We start from the raw sequence: 21,514 nt of genomic DNA, 5'->3' as shown, positions 1-21,514 counted from the left end.
GCGCACAGCGCTTGTCCGGGACCCATGAACACGGCGAATCAGATGGGGTCACGGGCGCGCGCCGGCTTGCGAGCAGCGCCGTGTTCATGGGTCCCGGTCTTTCGCTGACGCGAAAACCGGGATGACACCGATAATGGGGCTCAGGCTGCGCGCCCGGTCAGCCGCCACATCACCGGACGGGCGACGGCGGTGCAGACGATCACCGGCGAGAGCGCCCAGGCGAGCAGACGCTCGGAGACCTTCACCGCGCGCTTGCGGAAGTAGCGGGCCAGCCCCACGCCCTTGTGGAACTCGACGCGCAGCGGGCTGGTCTGGCTGGTGCGGCCCAGGTGGATGACCTCGGCCTTTGGGTGGAAGATCACCGACCCGCCCTGCTGGCGCACGCGCCAGCAAAGATCGACATCCTCGACGTGCAGAAAATAGCCCTCGTCGAAGCCGTCGACGGCGTCGAAATCCTCGCGCCGCATGCAGAAACAGGCGCCGGAAATGGTCGGGACGACCGCCGGCTGTTCCGGCGGGGCGTCGCATTCCCAGTGCACTTCATAGTTGCGGAGCGCCGGAACGCGATCCGCCAGCCGGCTCAGCGAGACCAGGGCGCTCATCGGCGTGATGTCGCCGCGGCGCGCGCCGCGCTGCTCGGTGCGGTCGGCGTTCAGGACCCGGCCGCCGACGATGCAGGGCACCGCCCGATGCTCGATCTCGCGCGCCAGCTCGGCGATGCAGCCCGGCTGCAAAAAGGCGTCGGGATTGAGGAAGACCAGCACCTCGCCGCGCGCGGTGCGCGCGCCGAGATTCGCGCCCCGGGCGAAGCCGACGTTGCCTTGGCCGCTCAGCAGGGTGACCCGGACGTCGCGCTCGGCAAGGTTGCGCAGCCGCGCTGCGTCGCGCGGCGTCGAACCGTTGTCGACGATGACGAACTCATCCACCAACGGGTCGCTGAGCACGCAGGCGACGCTCTGCTCGAGCGCCTCGCCGGTCATGTACACGACCATCACCACCGAGACGCTGGGACGCGACCTCAGAAAATCAGGCGTGAGTGTGGGTTCTGCAGCGACGATCGGTGCGACGATGCCGTTCATCCAGCCTCCAAGGCGCCGACCGCCTCGCGAGCCGATGAATCACCAGCTCGCGCAACCGGGGCAACATCAGGCGGACTCGCCTGTAAGGCAAGTCCGTTCGCCGCCGCGTCGAGGTCCAGAACCTCTTGCCGATCAGAACCTAGGCGCCTCAGGGCGACCTGTCCAAGCTCGGCTTCACGACGACCGACCACAGCAATCACCGGAACCTTGGCGAGACTGTGTTCTCGCACCTTGTAGTTGATTTTCTCGTTACGCAGGTCGGTTTCGACACGTAGGCCTTTGGCCGAAAGCGCCGCGGCGACCTGGCGAGCATAGTCGTCGGCGTCCGATGTGATCGTCGCCACCACCACTTGCACCGGTGAAAGCCAGAGCGGGAAGGCGCCGGCGTAATTCTCGATCATGACCCCGATGAACCGCTCGACCGAACCGAAGATTGCTCTATGCAACATCACCGGACGCTGTTTGGATCCATCCTCGGCGATATAGGTCGCGTCGAGACGCTCCGGCAGCACGAAATCGAGCTGCAGCGTCCCGCATTGCCAGGTCCGGCCGATGGCGTCGCGCAGGTGGAACTCGAGCTTGGGCCCGTAGAAGGCGCCCTCGTTCGGCAGCATCTCGACCTCGACGCCGGCCGCCCGGGCGGCGCGCTCGAGCTTTGATTCGGCGATGTCCCAGACCTCGTCCGTCCCGGCGCGCACGTCGGGGCGCAGCGCCAGCTTGACGCTCGCCAGCTCCATGTCGAGGTCGGCGTAGACCTGCTCCAGCAACTTCACGAACTTGGTCGTCTCGGCCTCGATCTGGTCGTCGCGGCAGAAGATGTGGGCGTCGTCCTGGGTGAAGGCGCGCAGCCGCATGATGCCGTGCAGCGCCCCCGACGGTTCGAACCGGTGGCAGGCGCCGAACTCCGACATGCGCAGCGGAAGATCGCGGTACGACTTCTGACCCACGTTGAAGATCTGGATGTGACCAGGACAGTTCATCGGTTTAACGGCCAGCTCCTCGCCTTCCGTCGTTTCGCAGACGAACATCGCCTGACCGAACTTTTCCCAGTGGCCGGAGCGCTCCCACAGCGAGCGATCCATGATCTGGGGCGTCTTGACCTCGTGATATCCATCGGCGTCGAGCCGGCGGCGCAGATAGGCCTCCAGCGTACGATAGAGCGCCCAGCCCTTGGGATGCCAAAAGATCATTCCCTTGGCCTCTTCCTGCAGGTGGAAGAGGTCCATGGACTTGCCGATCTTGCGGTGGTCGCGCTTCTCGGCCTCCTCGATGCGGCGGAGGTAGGCCTCGAGCTCGGCCTCCGTGGCCCAAGCCGTGCCATAGATCCGCTGCAACTGGGCGTTGCGGTGGTCGCCGCGCCAGTAGGCGCCCGCCAGCTTCGTCAGTTTGAAGGCCTTGCCGGCGAACTTGGTCGACGGCAGGTGCGGCCCGCGGCAGAGATCCTTCCAGTTTCCCTGGCGATAGACGCTGATCGCCTCGCCTTCCGGCAGGTCCTCGATGATCTCGGCCTTGTAGGCCTCGCCGATCGACTTGAAGTGGGCGATCGCCTCGTCGCGCGGCCATTCCTCGCGGCGAATCGGCTCGTCGCGGTCGACGATCTCCTTCATGCGCTGCTCGATCTTCGCCAGGTCATCCAGGCTGAAGGGCTCGTCGCGCGCGAAGTCGTAATAGAAGCCGTCCTCGATGGCGGGCCCGATCGTCACCTGGGTGCCGGGGAACAGCTCCTGCACCGCCTCGGCCAGGATGTGGCTGACGTCGTGGCGGATGGTCTCCAGCGCCTCGGGGCTCTCGCGCGTCAGCAGCTCGAAACGACCGCCCTTGTGCAGCGGCCGGTCGAGGTCCAGCAGCTCGCCGTCGAGCTTGACCAGGATGGACCGCTTCTCCAGCGACTTGGCGATGGAGGCGGCGACCTCGCGGCCCGTCGCGCCGTCCTGGACTTCGCGCTTGTTCCCGTCCGGAAAAATCAGTTCGATCATGTTTCACACGTCCACTTGTGCGTCGGGGCCTCGGCCTCGCGACCCAAGTCTTTATGGCAGGGGGGCGGCGGGTCGAAGCCCGCCCCGCCCCAGGGATTGCAGCGGCACAGCCTGCGCGCGGCGAACGCTGCGCCGCGCCACGGACCATGGCTGACCAGGACCTCGGCCGAATATTCCGAGCAGGTCGGAAGGAACCGGCACTGCCGCCCGATCAGCGGCGAAAGCGTCAGCTTATAGGCGCGGAGCGCGCCCCTGACGCATCTTTCGTAGAGGGTCATGCCGGTTGCGGGATGGAGGGCGTCAAACCCAGCGCTTACGCCGGGGGCCGCGCAGGATCAAGCCGCGCCGGCGGGGCTAGTTCGCGTCGCGGCCTGGCGGACAGCCTCGGCGGCGGCCTCGAACGCGAGCAGCGTCGAGGCGTGGCGGGCCGGATAGTCCTTCACAGGCGCGAGCATCGAGAGATCCGCGAAACGTCCGTCGGGCGTAGGTCCGCCCGCCTTCAGCATAGCACGGAACTGGTCGCGGGCGAGTTCCAGCTCCTCGACCGTGGCGCCGACGACGTGCTCGCCGAGCACCGAGGCCGCGGCCTGGCCGAGCGCGCAGGCCTTCACCTCCTGGGCGAAGTCCGCCACCCGGCCGTCCTCGACGACGACGTCGACCAGCACCCGGCTGCCGCACAGCTTCGACACCTTCTCGACGCTGGCGTCCGGCCGAGCCAGCCGGCCGCTGCGCGGCAGGTTGGCCGCCAGCTTCAGCAGCTGCGCCGAATAGAGGTCGTCGATCATGGGCGTAAGGTCGGGATGCGAGGGGCGGATGTCAAATGGCGAGCGCTGCGCAGCCCCCTCCACCGCTTCGCGGTCCCCCTCCCCCAAAAGGGAGAGGAGAGGGCGCGGCGGAATCTCGAATCTCCTCCCCCTCTGGGGGAGGGGGACCCCGAAGGGGTGGAGGGGGGCCGCGGCCGCGTCGTCAGCTCCGCGCCCGCCAGCGCGCCTCGGCGGCCTCCTTCAGCGCCTCGTTCATCAGGCGCAGGCCCTTGTAGACGCGGCGGCCCAGGCTGCTTGCGACCGTGGGGCCCAGGAGTCCGCCCATGATCTCGCCGTTGGAGATGATGCAGCTCTCCTGCGCCAGCTGCTCGATCTCGACGTAGCGGGTCCCCTTCACCAGCCCGCCCATCCCGACTGTGCGATAGTGCAGCTGTTCGTTGGGCACCCATTCCAGCACCGTGGCGCGCACGGGCTGGGGCTTCATCTCCGGCAGGGCGACGACGAGATCCAGGGGCGCGCCGATTCGTATCGTCCCGCTCGCCTCGCGGTAAAGCGGGTTCCAGCGGCTCCAGCCTTCGACGTCCTGGAGAATCTCCCAGACGACCTCGGCCGGCGTCTGGATCCCGATGCGATGTTCGATGCGGACCCCGCGTGGTGCGGCGGCGGCCGGCGGCCCGCCGCCCTTCGGCTTGGGACCGCCGACGGGCATTCGTCCGAACATGCTGGCCTTGAGTTGGGGGGTGGAGATCGGCATCGGCTCTCAGACTTGTTCCCGGATCCGCCAGGTGGCTCCAGTCGGACCATCCATGACCTCTACGTTCAACGCAGCAAGCTGGACGCGGATGCGATCGGCTTCCGGCCAGTCCTTGGCCGCCCGCGCCGCGGCGCGGGCGGCGATCAGCGCCTCGACCCGGGTCTTCAAGTCGTCGTCCGCCGCGCCCTGGAACCAGGCGTTCGGATCGGCCTCCAGGAAGCCCATCAGATTGGCCGCCTGCAGCAGGGCCGCGCGCTGGCTGGCGACGCTGTCCCAGTTCGGCTGGGACTTCATCAGCTCGGCGCGCACGCCGTTCAGCAGGGCGAACAGACAGGCGAAGGCCTGAGGCGTGTTCAGGTCGTCTTCCAGCGCCGCCATGAAGCCCGAGGCGCGCAGATGGTCCGTAACCTCCGCGGCGTGCGGATTGGCGAGGTCCTCGCCATTGTCCCGGGCGACCCGGCCCACGTCGACCAGCAGCTGATAGAGCCGGTCAAGCGCGCGCTTGGCCTGTTCGATCAGCTCGCCGTTCCATTCCAGCGGCGCGCGGTAGTGGCCGGCCAGCAGCGCCCAGCGGATCGCCTCGCCGGGGTAGGATTGCAGCAGGTCGTGGGCCAGGGCGACATTGCCCAGGCTCTTGGACATCTTCTCCTCGCCCAGTTTGAGGAAACCGTTGTGCAGCCACCAACGGGCGTAGGTGTCGACCTTATCGGCGCAGCAGCCCTGCGCCATCTCGTTCTCGTGGTGCGGGAACTTGAGATCTTCGCCGCCGCCGTGGATGTCGATCGGCAGGCCCAGCACCTGCTCGATCATCGCCGAGCACTCGATGTGCCAGCCCGGCCGGCCGGGCCCCCAGGGGCTCTCCCACTCCGGCTCGTTCTCCTTCGAGGGTTTCCAGAGCACGAAGTCGGCGGGGTGGCGCTTGTAGGGGGCGACGTCCACCCGAGCGCCTGCGATCATCTGGTCCATCGGCTGGCCGGACAGCTTGCCGTAATCGGGGAAGGCCTGTGTGTCGAACAGCACATGGCCCTCGGCGGCGTAGGCGGCGCCGTTTTCGATCAGCCGGCCGATCATCGCGACGATGGCGTCCATCGTCTCGGTCACCTTCGGCTGGAAGGTGGGCCGCAGCGCGCCGAGCGCTGCGGCGTCGGCGTTGTAGGCTTCCAGGTATCGATTGGTGATCGTCGAGATCGGCACGCCCTCGTCGGCGGCCTTGCGGTTGATCTTGTCGTCCACGTCCGTGACGTTGGCCGCGTAGAGCACCGCGTCCTCGCCGAAGCGATCGCGCAGCACCCGGAACAACAGGTCGAACACCACCACCGGCCGGAAATTGCCGATGTGGGCGAAGTTGTAGACCGTCGGCCCGCACACATACATTGTCACGCGTTCGGGATCGCGAGGGACGAAGGCCCGCGTCGAACGGGTCATGGTGTCGTAGAGACTTAAGGCCATCGCATAACCAATATTAGAAGCGTCACGGTTGTCGGGCGCCGGGTTGAGCCCATATACAGTCGGCCAGGATCGGTGGCCACGGGAACCCTTTAAGGCCCGCCGATCCCGTAGAGGAGGGGTGGCACGCGTCATTTCCGGGACCATCGTCCCGGCGCAACTCGGCCCTGGAAAGATCGCTCTCACACATGGATGCTCCTGCCCGCGACCGCACCCTGATCGGCGCCGACGCTCTTGAACCCGTGCAGCGCCCGACGCGCGAAGAGGCCATGGAGGCCGTGCGCACGCTGATCGCCTGGGCCGGCGACGACCCGCGCCGCGAAGGCGTCATCGACACGCCCAAGCGGGTGGTCGACGCCTACGGCGAATGGTTCGAGGGCTATGAGGCCGATCCCGCCAAGGAGCTGTCGCGCACCTTCGAGGACGTGCAGGGCTATGACGACATCGTCATGCTGCGCGAGATCGAGGTGGAGAGCCACTGCGAGCACCACATGGCCCCCTTCCTCGGCAAGGCCTACGTCGCCTACATGCCGACCAACCGGGTGGTGGGCATCTCCAAGATCGCCCGCGTGGTCGAGATCTTCGCCCGTCGTCTCCAGACCCAGGAGACCATGACCCAGCAGATCGCCGACGCCCTGACCGACAGCCTGCGCCCCGCCGGCGTCGCGGTGCTGATCGACGCAGCCCACCAGTGCATGACCACGCGCGGCGTGCACCATCGCCACGTCTCGACCATCACCACCCAGTTCACCGGGGTCTTCAAGACCGACCCGCACCTGCGCCAGCGCTTCCTGGACTTCGTCAACAAGCGCTGAGTCCCCATTCACCGCTCACCCCCGCGAAAGCGGGGGCCCAGGCTTTTTTGTTTGCGAGGCGAGCCGCTTGCGCCAGCGGGTCCGAATGCTCAGAAACACAAAAAACCTGGATCCCCGCGTTCGCGGGGACGAGCGGATGATGTGACGGCGCGAACCATGACCCAGACGACCTTCCCCACCGCCGCCTCGAAGCACGAACTCGAGCACGGCGCTGCGCTCAGCCCCCGGTTCGACGCCAACGGCCTGATCGCGGCGGTGACCACCCATGCCGAGACCGGCGAGGTGCTGATGTTCGCCTGGATGAACGCCGAGGCCCTGGCCAAGACGCTGGAGACCCGCGAAGCCCACTACTTCAGCCGCTCGCGGGGCGAACTCTGGCACAAGGGCGCGACCAGCGGCCAGATCCAGAAGGTGGTCGAGGCGCGGATCGACTGCGACCAGGACGCCGTCTGGCTGAAGGTGCTGCCGCAGGGCGACGGCGGCGCCTGCCACACCGGCGCGCGCTCCTGCTTCTACCGTATCGTCGACGGCGGCCGGCTCGAGGTCGCTCCCGACCGTTAGAGTTAGACCTCGGTCAGCCCTGAGACGCCCTCGGCGCCCGGCGTGGCGCGGTAGCGCTTCAGCACCCGCGTTTCGAACGTCTTTTCCGAGATGGTCGAGACGGCGACCAGCTCGCCGACGACGGCCTCGCGCGTCAGCGTCAGCAGCACGAAGCCCTTCGCTGACTGGTCCGAGAACAGGACTTCGCGATTGCGGTCGGCGAACAGCTGGCCGAGCGCCGCGCCCGGCACATAGTCGCCGTCGCCGGGGCTGGTGATGGAGGTGGCGCCGAACTCGACGGCGGTCCGCCGGCCCGCCTCCGGCGCATCGTAGAGCTCGTTGGCCCAGAAGGCGTGGCTGTCGCCGGAGAGCACGACGCAGTTGGCCTTGGCCGCCGTGATCATCCCATAGAGGCGCTGCCGGTCGGCCGGATAGCCGTCCCAGGAATCCAGCATGTAGGGCAGGTCCAGGGCGGCCGCCGCCTCGGTCTTCTTCAGATGGCTGGCGAGATAGCCCGAGACGCCCGCCATCAGCTGCGCATAGGCCGCGTCGCCGAGCGCCCTGTGGATCGAGGGGGTCGCCAGCCGCGCCATCACCACCTGGTTGCCCAGGAGCTGCCAGGGCCGGCCGGCGCTCACCGAAGCCTTCAGGCCGTCGCCGAGCCAGGCTTCCTGGACCGGCGACATCATCCGGCGCGAGGGCTCGGCGATCTTCGCCCGGAAGGCCGCGACCTCGGCGGGGCTGGCCGGTTCCGGCAGATCGTCCTGGCTGACCTGCTTGTCCCGCGCGGTCAGCCGGGTCTCGAACATGAAGAGGCTGGCCACGTCGCCGAAGTCGAAGCGGCGGTTGATGGCGAAGCCGCCGTGGGCGGGCTCGCGGATCGGCATCCACTCGTAATAGGCCTTGATCGCCGCGGCCTTGCGCAGGTTCCAGTCGCCCTCGGCGGCGGGCTGGTGGTTCTGCGCGCCGCTGACCCAGGAGTCATTGGCGGTCTCGTGGTCGTCCCAGACGACGATCCACGGTGCACGGGCATGGGCCGCCTGCAGCTGGGGGTCGGACTTGTACTGGGCGTGACGGCGGCGGTAGTCGCTCAGCGCCAGGCATTCGTGCGGCGGATCGTGCGGCCGCTCGGCGGCGACGGCGGAACTCATCCCATAGCTGTCGGGCCCGCCGTACTCGTAGATGTAGTCGCCGAGGTGGATGACCGCATCGATGCGCGGCAGGGCGGCGATGGCGGCGTAGGCGTTGAAATAGCCGTTGGGGTAGAGGGTGCAGCTGGCGAAGGCGAGCACCACGTCCGGCGTCGTCCCGACCGGCAGGGTCCGGGTGCGGCCGACCGGCGAGGTCTCCGCGCCCTTGCGGAAACGATAGTGGTAGTTGGTCGCGGGCTTCAGGCCGCCGACGTCCACCTTCACCGTCCGGTCCCGGGCCGGGTCCGCCTGGGCCACGCCGCGGCGCACGACGCGCTTGAACGCCGGATCCTCAGCCACCTCCCAGCGGACCTCGCCGGGCGCGGCGCACGCGGTCCAGAGGATCACCGCCGTGGCCAGCGGATCGCCGCTCGCCACCCCCCAGCGAAAGACCGGCCCCTCCGGCGCTGCATGCAGGCTGCTGCGCGTCGCCGCGGCCGCCGCGGGGCCCGCCGCGCCGGCGCCGAGCAGACCCAGGGCTTTCCGACGATCAATCCACATGGCGCTTCGCCCCGTTCGCGCGTTTCTCATGCGGCGTGTATTAGTCGCCGGTCCCTCACAGGAGCATGACAGCTGATGTCAAGCGAAGCCCTCCATGTCCCGCGCGAGAAGCTCAGCCGCAAGACGCTCGAAATGCACTATGCGATCACCTCGCTGATGGAGGAACTCGAGGCAGTCGACTGGTACCGCCAGCGGGCCGACGACATCGAGGACCCCGAGCTGAAGGCCATCGTGCTGCACAACGCCAAGGAAGAGCTGGAGCACGCCGCCATGGTGCTGGAGTGGATTCGCCGAAACGACTCCCAGGCCGACGCCCAGCTGCGCGAATACCTGTTCAAGGACGGCTCGATCGTCGGCCATGAGGAGGGTTCGAGCAAAACGCATGGCCTCTGACGCGGCGCTGGAAGCCGAGGACGACGGGCTGGAGCTTGAAACCTGCGGCTCGCAGGTGATCGCCTTCACCCTCATGGCGCAGGACGCCGGCGGCCGGGTCGACAAGGCCCTCGCCGCCGGCCTGCCCGAGCTTTCGCGCGGCCGCGTGCAGGCGCTGATGGCGGAAGGCCGGATCCGCCTGGCCGGCCGGCCGATCACCGACGTCTCGGCCCGCGCCGAAGCCGGCGACTACGAGATCGACATCCCCGCGGTCCAGCCGGCGGAGCCCCAGGCCGAGAACATCCCCCTGGCGGTCCTTTACGAGGACGACCAGCTGATCGTGATCGACAAGCCGCCGGGCATCGCCATGCATCCGGCCCCGGGCTCGCAGAACGGCACCCTGGTCAACGCCCTGCTGCACCACTGCGGCCAGAGCCTTTCCGGCATCGGCGGCGTGGCCCGCCCCGGCATCGTCCACCGGATCGACAAGGAAACCTCCGGCGTGGTGGTGGTGGCCAAGAGCGACGCCGCCCACCAGGGGCTCTCGGCCCTGTTCGCCGCCCACGACATCGACCGGCTGTACGTCGCCCTCACCCGCGGCGCGCCCAAGCCGCTGCGCGGGACCATCGAGGGCGCCATCGCCCGCTCGACCCACGACCGCAAGAAGATGGCCCTGGTGAAGTCCGGCGGCCGCCACGCGATCACCCACTACGCCGTCGAGCAGGCGTTCGGTCCGGCCGACAAGCCGTCGGCGGCCCGCGTCGCCTGCCGGCTGGAGACCGGCCGCACCCACCAGATCCGCGTCCACCTGGCCTCCAAGGGCGCGCCCTGCCTCGGCGACCCGGTATATGGCTCCGGCACGCCGACCGAGCCGGTCCGCCGCGCCATCGCCGAGGCCGGCCTGACGCGCCAGGCCCTGCACGCCGCCGTCCTCGGCTTCCGCCACCCGACCACCGGCGAAACGCTGCGATTCGAAAGCCCCCTGCCGCCGGACATGGCGAGGCTGGAAGCGCTGCTGGGCGAACTCTGAGGCCGCCTCAGACCAGTTCAGGCGCCGGAACCGCTGCCGTCACCGGATGCACGCTCACCGGGACGCCCGAGTAGAGGGCCATTCCGGTCAGGGGATCGACCTGCCGGGTGCTGGTCAGCAGATTCACATTGGCGTCCTGGTGACCGTGCGGGACCGAGACCACGCCGGGACGCACCTTGGCGTCGACCCGCGCGGTTCCCGTGACCTCGCCGCGGGCGCTGCGGACGATGATCTGCTGGCCGTCCTCGACCCCGAGGGCTGCGGCGTCGCCGGGGTTCATCATCATCTCCGGCGTGTCGCCGAGGAACAGGAACTGGGCGTTCACGTGCCGGCGCTGGCGGCGGGGGATCAGGCTGAGCGAGGTCCCCAGCCTGCGGTCCTCCAGGTGGCGGCGGCTGAGCGTCGCCAGCCGATCGACCAGGACGGACGGCGCCAGGCGCCAGCCGCCCAGCCGCTCCACGTGGGCGTCGACCCAGGCCGCCGGCAGTTGCGGCGTGGCGACCTCGACGTAACGCTTCTCCACCAGCTCGTCGAAGCTGCAGCGGGCATAGGGCAGCAAGCCCGAGAGCATGGCCAGGTCCGCGCCCTCCGCGCGGTCGTCGCCCGGGGTCGCCGGCGGCTCGAAGCCCATGCTGCGGATCAGCTCGGAGAGGATCCACCAGGCCGAGCGCCGGTCGCCCACCGCACTCACCGCGGCCGGGGTGAACTGGGCGTCGACCCTGGGGCTGAGGAAGTCCCACAGGCCGAAGTCCGGCCGCTCCAGCTGGTCCTTGGTCGGCAGGACGTGGGTGGAGGCCGCCGAGGTCTCGTTCTCGATGATCTCCAGGGTGGCGAACACCTCCAGGGTCGACAGCCCCGCGGTCAGGGCGTTGGCGTCCGGGAAGGAGCGGATGATGTTGCCGCCGAGGTTGAGGAAGGCCTTGATGTTGCCCGCGGCGATCTCGTCCGGCAGGGCGGCGCAGGGCCAGTCGCCGACAAAGCTGGGCAGCTCCGGGCGGCTCTTCGGCCCCGGGCCGAACGGCTGGTCGATGATCGGCAGGGGCGCTGCGTCCATCTGGTTGTTGAAGCCCGGGTGAAACCACACCCCGCCCGGCCGGTTCATCGAATCCGTCAGGATCATCAGGACCCAGGCCAGCCATTGGGTGAGGTTGGCGCCGTCCGACATGGTCACGCCGGTGCCGGTCTCGACCGCCAGTCGTCCGGCCCTGCGGACCGAGGCCAGGAGCGCGGTCAGTTCAGCCTCGGCGACGCCGCTGATCTCGCTGGCGTGGGCCAGGTCGAAGGGGGCGACCGCAGCCGCCAAGGCCTCTGCGTCCACTGTCCGGCCCAGCACCTCCGGATCCACGCCCACGGCCAGCAGGTCGCGGACCAGATAGGCGAGGATGGCGTAGTCCGCGCCCGGCCTGGGCGCCATGTGGTGCGAGGCGAAGCCGGCGGTCTCCGATTGGCGGGGATCGATCACCCAGACCTCGCCCCGCGCCGCAGCGGCCTTGATGGTCGGCGCCGGGTTCGGCATGGCCACCGTGTGGCCGTGGGAGATCATCGGATTGATGCCGATGTAGAGCACCAGGTCGACGCGGTCGTAGTCCGGCCGCGGGCTGAAGCCCGGGAAGCCGCCGACCAGGGTCGAGACCAGGGTCTTGGCGGTGCCGTCGATGGTCAGCGGGCTGAACTTGGCCGGCGTGCCGATCGCCGCCTGCAGCGCCTCCGACATCCGGTAGCCCGAGGCGTCCATGCCCACGCCGCTGCCATAGAAGATGCCGACGGCGGCGGGGCCGTGCTCGTCAATGATCCGCCGCAGCTTCGGCCCGATGTCCGCGAACAGCGCCTCCCAGCTGGTGGGCTCCAGCCCATTCGCGGTCTTTATCAGCGGCCGCTCGATGCGCTGGGGATGGTGGTGCATCTCCTTCAGCGCCCGGCCCTTGGGGCAGGTGTAGCCGTGGGTCACCGGATGGTCGCGGTCGCCACGCACCTTGACCACCTGGTCGCCCTCGAGGTCGACGAGGATGCCGCACTGCGAGGTGCACACCCGGCAGTAGCTGCGCTCGGTGCGGACGCCGGTTGGCAGGTCCGACTGGAGGTCCGAATGCGACAAGGGCCGTCTCCCGATGGGTCGTCTGGTCGGGGCCGATGGGCGCCGCCTTCGCGCCGCCTCGCCCTTCTATTTCAGGACCTTAGGCAGCGCGTTCCGGCCAGAGCAAGCGTGCCCCAACGTCAACCGAGGCGGATTTCTCACAGCGCTTCGGAGGCCGGCTGCAACTCGAGCGCCCAGGTCTGGCCGATAAGGTCGTGGCCGAAGGACCGGTGCGGCGCTTCCTCGACCAGGCGAAAGCCCGCCGCCTCGTAGATGCGGCAGGCCGAGACCAGCACGCTGTTGGTCCAGAGCACCAGCCTGCGGCAGCCGATCGCCCGGGCGCGGGCGATGCAGGCCGCCACCAGGCGCCCGCCGAGGCCTTGGCCCCGGGCCGACGGCTCGACATAGAGCAGGCGCAGGCGCCCGACGTCGGGGCTCTCGCCGCGGACCAGGAAGACCGATCCGACCACCACGCCCCCAAGCTCGGCGATCCAGGCCTGCTCGCGCGCCGGATCGTAGTCGCGGACGAAGCCGGCCAGGATCTCCACCGCCAGGGCTTCGTAGCTCAGGTCCCAGTCGTATTCGTCGCGATAGAGGATGGCCTGGCGATGGGCGATCCAGCCGAGGTCGCCCGCCCGCAGGTCGCGCAAAATCACGCCCGGCGCTGCGGCGGAGGCCGCCTCTGCGCCCAGCGCGCCGGCCATCTCCCGGGATGCGGCGACCAGCCTCCTGCGGGCCGGCGGCGGGAGTTCGCCCAGCAGGCCCGAGACGGCGGCGTCCGTGCGCCGGTTCAGCTCCTCGAAGGCCGTGCGCCCGGCAGGCGTCAGGCGCAGCATTCGCGTGCGGCCCTGGGCGTCGCCGGTGAGCAGGCCGCGGTCGGCGAACCGCCTGAGAATGCGACTGAGCTGGGCGCGATCGAGCCCCAAGCTACGCCCGATATCGGCGGCGATGCCGCCCGGCCGATGCGCCAGCTCGTAGAGCACCCGCGCCTCGGTCAGTGCGAAGGCGCTGCCGTCCAGCCGGTCGTTCAACAGGCCGAGCCGGCGGGTATAGAGCCGGTTGAAGGCGCGCAACGCGGCGACGTCGCCAGGATCAGGAGCGGCGTGGGTCATCCGCGAACGCTAGCTCCATTGTTGATAGAGTCAACAATCGTCCCGAACCCGAAGACGCCGCCTGACGCGCGCGCCTCAGGCCTTGCGGAACACCAGCGACAGGTTGTTGGCCGGCATGGCGACGCGCTCCGCCAGCGCCAGGCCGTGGGCCGCGGCCAGGGCGGTCACATCCTCCAGTCGCCGGATCCCCCAGGCGGGGTTGCGCCGCCGCAGGCTCTCGTCAAACGCCAGGTTGCTGGGCGCAGTCTCCACGTCAACTTCGAGATAGGGGCCATAGAGGAAGAGCACGCCGCCCGGCGGCAGCAGCCGTCCTGCCCCGGTCATCAGCCCCTCGGTCGCCGACCAGGGCGAGATGTGGATCATGTTGATGTTGACCACCGCGTCGGCGCGGTCGATCGGCCAGCCGTCCGGGTCCGAAGCGTCGAGCCGCAGGGGCGCCAGCAGGTTCGGCGTCCCGGCATGGTCCCGCCAGGCGGCGATGCTGGCCAGGGCCTGGTCGTCGGCGTCGGTGGGCCGCCACTCCAGGTCGGGGAAGGCCGCGGCGTTGTAGAGCGCATGCTCCCCGGCGCCGGCGGCCACCTCCAGCACCAGGCCGCGGGGCGGCAGGCAGGACTGCAGCACGCGCAGGATCGGCTCGCGGTTGCGGGCTGTCGAGGGCGAGGACAGGGCGCCGGGCGGGTGCGGATCGGGCATCTGCTCCTTTTGCGCGCGGGAACCGCGGCGCGCCAGCCGGCGGCGCCATGGCCTCGCCATCAGCTTAGGCTTTGAGAGCGCCGCGCTCGTCGCCAGAGGTCAAGGATCGCCTAGGAATGTCCAACCCTATCCACCGCCGCCTGCTGCTGAAAACCCTCGCCCTGGCTTCGGCTGCGGCGACAGCGCCCTCGGCCCTGGCCGCTCCGGCCGCGACCAGTGACCGGCTGGCGCTCGGCGCGCCCGTCCCCTTTAGCTTCGAGCGGCTCCAGGCGCTCGCCCGCCGCCTGGCGGCCGCGCCCTATGCGCCGCCGCCGCCGCCGCCGGAGATCGTAGCGGAGCTCGACTACCAGGCCTGGGGCGAGATCAAGTTCGACACCGACCACGCCCTCTTCAAGGACGGGCCGCTGCCGGTGACCTTCTTTCACCGCGGCGAGTACTTTCCGAACCCGGTGAAGATCTTCGCCGTCGAAAACGGCCAGGCGCGCGAGGTCATCTACGACCCGAGCTACTTCCACATGCCGCCGGACTCGCCGGCGCGACGCCTGCCCGAGGGCGGCGGCTTCGCCGGCTTTCGCGTCCAGGAGCCCAGGCGCGGCCGGCTCGACTGGCGGACCCACGACTGGGTCGCCTTCCTGGGCGGCAGCTATCTCCGCGCGATCGGCGGCCTGCATCAATATGGGCTCTCCGCCCGCGCGATCGCCATCGACACCACGGTCGCCGAGGCGCCGGAGGAGTTCCCCCGCTTCAGCCAGGTGTTCATCGAGCGGCCGTCGGCCGACACCGTCACCGTCTGCGCCCTGCTCGAGGGCCCGTCGGTCGCCGGCGCCTGCCGGTTCCGCATGACCCGCGGGACGGGCGTGGTGATGGACGTCGACCAGACGCTGTTCCTGCGCCGAAAGGCGTTTCGCCTGGGGCTGGCGCCGCTCACCTCGATGTACTGGTTCTCCGAGACGGTGAAATCCACGGCGGAGGACTGGCGCCCCGAGGTGCACGATTCCGACGGCCTGGCGATGTGGACCGGGGCGGGCGAGCGGGTCTGGCGGCCGCTCAACAATCCACCCCAGCTGGTCGCCTCGGCCTTCAGCGACGAGAACCCCAAGGGCTTCGGCCTGCTGCAGCGGGACCGCAACTTCGACCACTACCTCGACGGGGTTTTCTACGACCGCCGCCCCAGCCTCTGGGTGGAGCCGAAGGGCGACTGGGGCAAGGGCTCGGTCCAGTTGATCGAGATCCCCACCAACGACGAGACCATGGACAACATCGTCGCGGCCTGGGTCCCCGAACAGCCGCCGGCGCCGGGCGCCCAGCTCGACCTCAGCTACCGGCTGCACTGGCTGGCCGACGAGCCCTATCCCGGCAAGCTGGCGCACTGCGTGGCGACCCGGCTCGGACGCGGCGGCCAGCCCGGGCGGCCGCGGCCCGACGAGGTCCGCAAGTTCGTCGTCGAATTCCTCGGCGGCCCGCTCGCCGGCCTGCCCTACGGCGTCAAGCCGCAGATGGCCCTGCACGCCACCCGCGGCCGGTTCACCGACTATCAGCTGGTCGAGCCCATCCCCGACAGCGTGCCCGGCCACTGGCGCGCGGAGTTCGACCTGGCCGACGTCCGGGGCCGCGATCCGGTGGAGCTGCGCCTCCAGCTGACCGTCCACGGCGCCGTGGCGACCGAGACCTGGGCCTACCAATACCATCCGTTCTGAGGCGCGGCTTACTCGGCCGCGGTCAGGACCTCGTCGCCGTCGGCCCCTTGCGTCGCCACCGGCTCGATCTCGATCGGCACGCCGGAGTAGAAGGCCATGCCGCCCCAGGGCTGGATGTCGTCGGTGCTGGTCAGGAAGTTGACGTTGGCGGTCTCGTGCCCGTGCGGGATCGAGCAGACGCCGCGGCGAATCTGGGCGTCGACCCGGGCGACCAGCACGATCGCGCCGTTCTTGTTGCGGACCCGCACCTTCTGGCCGTCGCGGATCCCGTAGGCGGCGGCGTCGTCGGGATGCAGCAGGATGTCGGCCGGCTCGCCCAGGAAGCTGAGCTGGGCGTTGAACTTCTTCCGCTGGCGGCGCGAGGTGTAGCAGAGCGGCTTCGGCGCGGCGCCCCAGGCCTCGTCGGCGGCGCGCATCTGGGCCCACTGGCCGACCAGTTCGGCGGGCGCCAGGCGCCAGCCGCCCATCCGCTCGAAGTGGGCGTCGACCCAGGGCGCGGGGAACTCCAGCGGCCGCTCGACATAGCGCTGCGCCTTCAGCTCCTCGAAGCTGCAGCGCGCGGTCTGCAGCTGCTGGGCCAGCATCCGCTCGTCCGCCCCGGGCTCGAGATCGCTGTCCGGCACATGGTCGGGAACCGGCAGGCCGGCCCGCTTCATGAACTGCGAGATCACCCACCAGGCCGAGCGCCGCTCGCCCATCGGCTTCACCAGGGCCGGGGTGTATTGCAGCGACAGGTTCCAGGCCAGGGTGTCCCAGCGGGTGAACTCGTCGCGCTCGACCGCGTCCTTGGTCGGCAGCACATGGGTGCAGTAGGGCGTCAGATCGTTCTCGACGATCTCGGTGTTCACGTGCAGCGCGAGCTTCGGCAACGCAGCTTTGAGCGCATTGGTGTCCGGGAACGACCGCAGCATGGAGCCGCCGAAGTTGAACAGGGCGCGGATGTTGCCGGCCTCGATCTCCAGCGGCAGCACCGCGCAGGGCCAGTCGTCGAGGACGCCCAGGATGTCGGGCCGCACGTTCGAGCCCTTGGTGAAGGCGCTCTCCATCACCGGCAGCTCGAAGCTGTCGAACGGGACGATGAAGCCGGGATGGAGCCAGGCTCCGCCCTTCTGGTTCATCGACCCGGTCAGGATCATGATCAGCCAGGCGAACCACTGGGTCAGGTTGGCGCCGGCCGACATGGTGATGCCGGTGCCGGTCTCCACCGCCACGCGGCCCTTGCGGCGGATGGCCGCCAGCAGGTCGTCCAGCTCCTGTTCGCTGACTTCGGCCGCAGCGGCGGCCTTGGCCCGGTCCCAGCCCTCCAGCGCCGCGCGCAGCTCACCCAGCCCCTGGATCTTCTGCGCCGGCTTCAGCGGCCCGCCGTCGATGATCTCGCGCACCAGCCAGGCCAGGATCGCATAGTCCTTGCCCGGATAGGCGGCGATGTGGCGGGTCGACCATTTGGCGGTCTCGGTCAGCACCGGGTCGATGGTCCAGACCTCGCCGCGCGCGGCGGCGGCGCGGATGAAGTGGGCCGGGTTGAACATGCCGGTGTTGTGGGCGTGGCTGACCATCGGGTTGGTGCCGACGTAGAGCAGCATCTCGACGTCGTTGTAGTCGGTCTTCGGATTGAGCCCGTAGAAGCCGCCCATGGCCCCGGCCATCATCACCTTGGCGGTGGCGTCGTTGGTCAGGGGGGTGAACTTCGGCGGCGTCCCCAGCGCCTTGTAGAAGGCCTCCTCCAGCACATAGCCGGAGCTGTCCAGACCCAGGCCGCTGCCGAAATAGATGCCGACCGAGTTCGGCCCATGCTCGTCGATGATCCGCCGAAGCTTGGCGCCGATGTCGTCCAGCGCTTCGTCCCAGCTGACCGGCGCCAGGGCCCCGTCCGCCCCCTGCATCAGCGGTCGGGTGATGGCGGTCGGCAGATGGTGCACCTGGCCGGTCGCCCGGCCCTTGGGACAGGTGTAGCCCTGGGTCAGCGGATGGTCGAAGTCGCCCTTCACCTTGAGGATCTGCTCGCCCTGCACCTCGGCCGTAAGGCCGCAGTGGACGATGCAGATCCGGCAATAGGTGCGCTTGGTCTCGACGGGCAGTTCGGCCACGGCGTCCTCCCTTGCGAGCTTGTCTCCAGCCGCTTTGGGTCAACAGGTTGCCATGGGCGCCGTTGGGTCAAGCAAGGGGGCGTGCGCCTAGAGTATGAAGTCCCCCGAGGTCAGCGCGTGCGTCCCCGTGAGCGTGATCGTCATCTCCGCGCCCGTGTTCCCATTCGTGTCGATCCGGATGATCGTGTCGGGACCCACCACGTTCCAGGTCAGCGAATTGGCGACGACGTTCGCATTCTGGCCGCCGTAGAGGATGTCCTGGAAACCTCCTTGCTGGCTGCCGTCGATCGCCGAGAAGTCGATTTTGTCCACGCCGGCCTGGAAGTCGATGATCCGATCCGGACTTTCGGCGGTTGAGGTGTAGACGAACGTATTCGCCTCGCTCCCCGTGGAGCCGCCGGTGAGCGTGTCAGCGCCTTGCCCTCCGGTCAGCGTGTCGGCGCCGCCATCCCCCGAGATGCTGTCGTTGCCAGCTCCACCCGCTAGGCTGTCATTGCCGAGACCGCCACTGATCGTGTCGTTCTCGCTGCTGCCGGTGATCGTGTCGTTCCCATCGCCGCCATTTAGGCTGTCATTGCCGGCGCCGCCGTCGAGAGTGTCGTGACCCGTGTCGCCGGCGAGCGTGTCGTTGCCGTCGTCTCCCGCCAGGGTGTCGTTTCCGGTCCCGCCAGTAAGGCTGTCGTTATCCGTGCCGCCAGAGAGCGTGTCGTTGCCGGAGCCGCCCGACAGAGTGTCGGCCCCTGAACTTCCTCCGTAGAGCGTGTCGTTGCCGGCGCCGCCCGAGAGGCTGTCATTGGCGCCCTTACCGTCGAGGTCGTCGTCGCCAGAGCCGCCAACTATGGTGTCGTTCCCATTGGTTCCGTTGATTGCCTGTCCGGCCTCCGTATCCGTGTCCCCGTTGATCGTGATCGTCACGACCTTGGACGTGCCGTCCTGGCTGAGCACGGTGAAGGTGTCCGTCAGAGTTTGTCCGTCGTTCAGCCCATCGACCGTCGTGTTGCTGTCGTTGAGGGTGTAGGTCCAGACACCGGCGGACGTCACCGAATAGGTTCCGTAGCCGTTGGCGCTCGCCGCGCCGCTCGCCGTCTGGAACGTCGCCGGGCTGTCGACGTCGCTGATCAGCAAGGTTCCCGTGGCCAACTGCGCGCCCGCGCCGGACGCGCCGGCCTCGGTCACGCTGCCGCTCGACGCCCCGGTAATCACCGCAGGGTCGTTCACCGCCGTGACGGTGATCGCGACCGTGTCGGTGTCGCTCAGCGGCCCGCCCGCGCCGGTGGCCCCGCCGTCATGGGTCGTGACCGTGAGCGTGTCGGCGCCGTTGTAATCGGCGACGCCTTTGTAGACGACGTTGTTCGCGGCCGAGAGCGTGGTGTTGATCTGGCTCGTCGTCCCGGTGAGCGTCACCGCGCCAGTGCCGCTGCCCGCCACCGAAGCGCCGCCGGCGGAGGCCACCGTCAGCGTGCCGTGGGCCACAGAAAGCGTGGTCGTGATGCTCGCCGCACCCGCATCCGGATCGCTGACCGACAGGCCGCTGATCGAGAGGTTGGCGTCCTCGTTCACCGCCTGCGCGCCCGGCACGCCGTTGACCGGCGCATCGTCCACGGCCGAGGTGTTCACCGTCACGGTCGCCGACGCCTGGCTGGTCAGCTGGCCGTCGGTGACCGTGTAAGTGAAGTCCGCCGCGCCGTTGAAGTTGGCGTTCGGCGTGAAGGTCACCGTCCCATCGCCGTTCAGCACCGCCGCGCCGCCGGCCCCGCTGGTCACCGAGGCGATGGTCAGCGCCGAAGCCGGGCTGTCCACGTCGGTGTCGTTCGCCAGCAGCTGGGACGCCGTGTTGGTCGTCGGCGTGTCTTCCGTCGCCGTCAGCGTGTCGCTCACCGCCACCGGCGCGTCGTTCACCGGGTTGACCGTCACGGCGTAGCTGTAGGTGTTCGAGCCGCCTTGGCCGTCCGACACGCTGAAGCTGAAGCTGTCCGAGCCGTTGAAGTCGGCGTTCGGCGTGTAGCTGAAGGAGCCATCCGCGTTCACGGCCGCCGTCCCGTGCGCCCCGCCGGAAGCCAGCCCATAGGTCACGCCGTCGCCGTCGACGTCGCTCGCCGTCGGCAGAGCGCCTGAGAGCACCGCGTCCTCGTCGACCGACCCGGATCCCGCCGCGGCGGTGGGCGCGTCGTTCACCGCGTTGACCGTCACGGCGTAGCTGTAGGTGTTCGAGCCGCCTTGGCCGTCCGACACGCTGAAGCTGAAGCTGTCCGAGCCGTTGAAGTTGGCGTTCGGCGTGTAGCTGAAGGAGCCGTCCGCGTTCGCGGCCGCTGTCCCATGCGTCCCGCCGGAGGCCAGCGCATAGGTCACGCCGTCGCCGTCGACATCGCTCGCCGTCGGCAGGACGCCCGAGAGCGCTGCATCCTCGTTGACCGACCCGGACCCCGCCGCGGCGGTGGGCGCGTCGTTCGCGCCGGTCACCGTGATCGTCAGGCTCGCGGTGTCGGTCGCGCCGTGCTCGTCGGTCACCGTATAGGCCGCCGCCACCTGCGTCGTCGCCTCGGCCGCCAGGTGCTGGTAGGCCGCGTGCGATGCGTCGAAGCTGTAGCCGCCATTGGCGTCAAGCGTCAGGCCCGCCACCGGCGCATCCAGCGCATAGCTCAGCGCCGCGCCGTCATCCGCGTCGCTGTCATTGCCCGCCACCGAGCCGGTCACGATCGCACCGTCCTCAGTCGCGGCCGCGACGTCCGCCACCGCGACCGGACCGTCGTTGGTCCCGGTCACGGTGATCGTCAGGGTCGAGCTGGACTGCGCGCCATGCTCGTCCTGCGTGGTGTAGTCGACGCTCACCGTCGCGGTGTCGCCGGCCGCCAGGTGATCGAAGTCGCTGCCCGGGTTGAACACCAGTTGGTTGGCCGACACCGAGGCTGCGCCCAGCGGCGCGCTCGCCGACACCAGGGTGAAGACGTGGCCGTCGTCGAGGTCGGTGTCGTTGCCGAGCACGTCCACCGTCAGGGCCTGGTTCTCGGTGCCCGCCGCGGCGTCCGCGACCGCGACCGGGCCGTCGTTGGTCCCGGTCACGGTGATGGTCAGGGTCGAGCTGGACTGGGCGCCGTGCTCGTCCTGCATGGTGTAGTCGACGCTCACCGTCGCGGTGTCGCCCTGCGCCAGGTGGTCGAAGTCGCCGCCTGGATTGAACACCAGCTGGTCGCCCGACACCGAGGCTGCCCCCAGCGGCGCGCTCGCCGACACCAGGGTGAAGACGTGGCCGTCGTCGAGGTCGGTGTCGTTGCCGAGCACATCCACCGTCAGGGTCTGGTTCTCGGTCCCCGAGGCCGTGTCCGCGACCGCTGCCGGCCCGTCGTTGGTGCCGGTCACGGTGATCGTCAGGGTCGAGCTGGACTG

General features: G+C 69.3%; 17 protein-coding genes. 5 read left to right on the top strand and 12 right to left on the bottom strand.

Annotated elements, in window-relative coordinates; genetic code table 11:
• Positions 1–140: 140 nt before the first annotated feature.
• From ACSQ2B_RS20145 to cysS, 6 genes are all read right to left on the bottom strand, one after another.
• Positions 141–1,079 carry a glycosyltransferase family 2 protein gene (locus ACSQ2B_RS20145; RefSeq protein ID WP_436052670.1) on the bottom strand — a complete coding sequence of 313 codons (939 nt, stop codon included), beginning with the start codon at positions 1,077–1,079 and terminating at the stop codon, positions 141–143.
• On the bottom strand, positions 1,076–3,055 hold the full coding sequence (thrS, locus tag ACSQ2B_RS20140) for a threonine--tRNA ligase (protein ID WP_436052668.1): 1,980 nt from the start codon (positions 3,053–3,055) through the stop codon (positions 1,076–1,078). The genes ACSQ2B_RS20145 and thrS overlap by 4 nt, the downstream gene beginning before the upstream one ends.
• Entirely contained in the window at positions 3,052–3,333 is a 282-nt protein-coding gene (gene yidD / locus ACSQ2B_RS20135) for a membrane protein insertion efficiency factor YidD (RefSeq protein WP_436052666.1), read from the bottom strand. Before yidD ends, thrS begins: the two co-directional genes overlap by 4 nt.
• A 57-nt stretch (positions 3,334–3,390) precedes the next feature.
• Positions 3,391–3,840 (bottom strand): iron-sulfur cluster assembly scaffold protein, encoded by a 450-nt coding sequence (locus tag ACSQ2B_RS20130; RefSeq protein ID WP_436052664.1) that lies wholly within the window; start codon positions 3,838–3,840, stop codon positions 3,391–3,393.
• 181 nt (positions 3,841–4,021) lie between these two features.
• Positions 4,022–4,573: an SRPBCC family protein gene (locus tag ACSQ2B_RS20125; RefSeq protein ID WP_436052662.1), complete on the bottom strand. Its 552-nt coding sequence runs from the start codon at positions 4,571–4,573 to the stop codon at positions 4,022–4,024.
• A gap of 6 nt (positions 4,574–4,579) precedes the next feature.
• Positions 4,580–6,022 (bottom strand): cysteine--tRNA ligase, encoded by a 1,443-nt coding sequence (gene cysS, locus ACSQ2B_RS20120; protein WP_436052661.1) that lies wholly within the window; start codon positions 6,020–6,022, stop codon positions 4,580–4,582.
• 185 nt (positions 6,023–6,207) lie between these two features.
• On the opposite strand from cysS, the gene folE reads away from it, so the two are divergent.
• The gene (gene folE / locus ACSQ2B_RS20115) at positions 6,208–6,834 is read left to right on the top strand and encodes a GTP cyclohydrolase I FolE (RefSeq protein WP_436052659.1); all 627 of its coding nucleotides are present in this window, start codon (positions 6,208–6,210) and stop codon (positions 6,832–6,834) included.
• 156 nt (positions 6,835–6,990) lie between these two features.
• Complete coding sequence (gene hisI, locus ACSQ2B_RS20110) at positions 6,991–7,395, top strand: phosphoribosyl-AMP cyclohydrolase (protein WP_436052657.1); 405 nt, start codon at positions 6,991–6,993, stop codon at positions 7,393–7,395.
• A gap of 2 nt (positions 7,396–7,397) precedes the next feature.
• On the opposite strand, the gene ACSQ2B_RS20105 is transcribed toward hisI, so the two are convergent.
• A complete protein-coding gene (locus ACSQ2B_RS20105; RefSeq protein ID WP_436052655.1) occupies positions 7,398–9,065 on the bottom strand; it encodes an alkaline phosphatase D family protein in 1,668 nt (555 codons plus the stop codon).
• A gap of 75 nt (positions 9,066–9,140) precedes the next feature.
• Here ACSQ2B_RS20105 and ACSQ2B_RS20100 point away from each other — a divergent pair, with 75 nt between their 5' ends.
• Entirely contained in the window at positions 9,141–9,458 is a 318-nt protein-coding gene (locus ACSQ2B_RS20100; RefSeq protein WP_436052653.1) for a ferritin family protein, read from the top strand.
• Positions 9,448–10,467, top strand: coding sequence for an RluA family pseudouridine synthase (locus ACSQ2B_RS20095; protein WP_436052652.1), 1,020 nt, complete (start codon positions 9,448–9,450; stop codon positions 10,465–10,467). Before ACSQ2B_RS20100 ends, ACSQ2B_RS20095 begins: the two co-directional genes overlap by 11 nt.
• Positions 10,468–10,474: 7 nt before the next feature.
• On the opposite strand, the gene ACSQ2B_RS20090 is transcribed toward ACSQ2B_RS20095, so the two are convergent.
• From ACSQ2B_RS20090 to ACSQ2B_RS20080, 3 genes are all read right to left on the bottom strand, one after another.
• Positions 10,475–12,562: a molybdopterin-containing oxidoreductase family protein gene (locus ACSQ2B_RS20090; RefSeq protein WP_436052650.1), complete on the bottom strand. Its 2,088-nt coding sequence runs from the start codon at positions 12,560–12,562 to the stop codon at positions 10,475–10,477.
• Between the two features lie 137 nt (positions 12,563–12,699).
• Positions 12,700–13,653: a bifunctional helix-turn-helix transcriptional regulator/GNAT family N-acetyltransferase gene (locus ACSQ2B_RS20085; RefSeq protein WP_436052648.1), complete on the bottom strand. Its 954-nt coding sequence runs from the start codon at positions 13,651–13,653 to the stop codon at positions 12,700–12,702.
• A 75-nt stretch (positions 13,654–13,728) separates the two neighbouring features.
• The gene (locus tag ACSQ2B_RS20080) at positions 13,729–14,346 is read right to left on the bottom strand and encodes a DUF938 domain-containing protein (protein WP_436052647.1); all 618 of its coding nucleotides are present in this window, start codon (positions 14,344–14,346) and stop codon (positions 13,729–13,731) included.
• A gap of 116 nt (positions 14,347–14,462) precedes the next feature.
• On the opposite strand from ACSQ2B_RS20080, the gene ACSQ2B_RS20075 reads away from it, so the two are divergent.
• Positions 14,463–16,043: a glucan biosynthesis protein gene (locus ACSQ2B_RS20075; protein WP_436052645.1), complete on the top strand. Its 1,581-nt coding sequence runs from the start codon at positions 14,463–14,465 to the stop codon at positions 16,041–16,043.
• Between the two features lie 8 nt (positions 16,044–16,051).
• On the opposite strand, the gene ACSQ2B_RS20070 is transcribed toward ACSQ2B_RS20075, so the two are convergent.
• Both ACSQ2B_RS20070 and ACSQ2B_RS20065 read right to left on the bottom strand, forming a co-directional pair.
• Complete coding sequence (locus tag ACSQ2B_RS20070; protein ID WP_436052643.1) at positions 16,052–18,130, bottom strand: molybdopterin-containing oxidoreductase family protein; 2,079 nt, start codon at positions 18,128–18,130, stop codon at positions 16,052–16,054.
• A gap of 87 nt (positions 18,131–18,217) precedes the next feature.
• Positions 18,218–21,514 (bottom strand): beta strand repeat-containing protein (locus ACSQ2B_RS20065; protein ID WP_436052641.1); only part of this gene is annotated, 3,297 nt, incomplete at its 5' end.

The sequence above is a fragment of the Phenylobacterium sp. LjRoot225 genome, assembly GCF_964252855.1.
Lineage (GTDB): Bacteria > Pseudomonadota > Alphaproteobacteria > Caulobacterales > Caulobacteraceae > Phenylobacterium.
Note: the sequence above shows the minus strand (reverse complement) of the source record. Positions and strands in the feature narration are given on the sequence as shown.

What these genes read in the sequence shown, in the direction of transcription:
- ACSQ2B_RS20145 (WP_436052670.1), bottom strand. Translation starts at nt 1,079, where the DNA reads ATGAACGGCATCGTCGCACCGATCGTCGCTGCAGAACCCACACTCACG.
- thrS (WP_436052668.1), bottom strand. Translation starts at nt 3,055, where the DNA reads ATGATCGAACTGATTTTTCCGGACGGGAACAAGCGCGAAGTCCAGGAC.
- yidD (WP_436052666.1), bottom strand. Translation starts at nt 3,333, where the DNA reads ATGACCCTCTACGAAAGATGCGTCAGGGGCGCGCTCCGCGCCTATAAG.
- ACSQ2B_RS20130 (WP_436052664.1), bottom strand. Translation starts at nt 3,840, where the DNA reads ATGATCGACGACCTCTATTCGGCGCAGCTGCTGAAGCTGGCGGCCAAC.
- ACSQ2B_RS20125 (WP_436052662.1), bottom strand. Translation starts at nt 4,573, where the DNA reads ATGCCGATCTCCACCCCCCAACTCAAGGCCAGCATGTTCGGACGAATG.
- cysS (WP_436052661.1), bottom strand. Translation starts at nt 6,022, where the DNA reads ATGGCCTTAAGTCTCTACGACACCATGACCCGTTCGACGCGGGCCTTC.
- folE (WP_436052659.1), top strand. Translation starts at nt 6,208, where the DNA reads ATGGATGCTCCTGCCCGCGACCGCACCCTGATCGGCGCCGACGCTCTT.
- hisI (WP_436052657.1), top strand. Translation starts at nt 6,991, where the DNA reads ATGACCCAGACGACCTTCCCCACCGCCGCCTCGAAGCACGAACTCGAG.
- ACSQ2B_RS20105 (WP_436052655.1), bottom strand. Translation starts at nt 9,065, where the DNA reads ATGTGGATTGATCGTCGGAAAGCCCTGGGTCTGCTCGGCGCCGGCGCG.
- ACSQ2B_RS20100 (WP_436052653.1), top strand. Translation starts at nt 9,141, where the DNA reads ATGTCAAGCGAAGCCCTCCATGTCCCGCGCGAGAAGCTCAGCCGCAAG.
- ACSQ2B_RS20095 (WP_436052652.1), top strand. Translation starts at nt 9,448, where the DNA reads ATGGCCTCTGACGCGGCGCTGGAAGCCGAGGACGACGGGCTGGAGCTT.
- ACSQ2B_RS20085 (WP_436052648.1), bottom strand. Translation starts at nt 13,653, where the DNA reads ATGACCCACGCCGCTCCTGATCCTGGCGACGTCGCCGCGTTGCGCGCC.
- ACSQ2B_RS20080 (WP_436052647.1), bottom strand. Translation starts at nt 14,346, where the DNA reads ATGCCCGATCCGCACCCGCCCGGCGCCCTGTCCTCGCCCTCGACAGCC.
- ACSQ2B_RS20075 (WP_436052645.1), top strand. Translation starts at nt 14,463, where the DNA reads ATGTCCAACCCTATCCACCGCCGCCTGCTGCTGAAAACCCTCGCCCTG.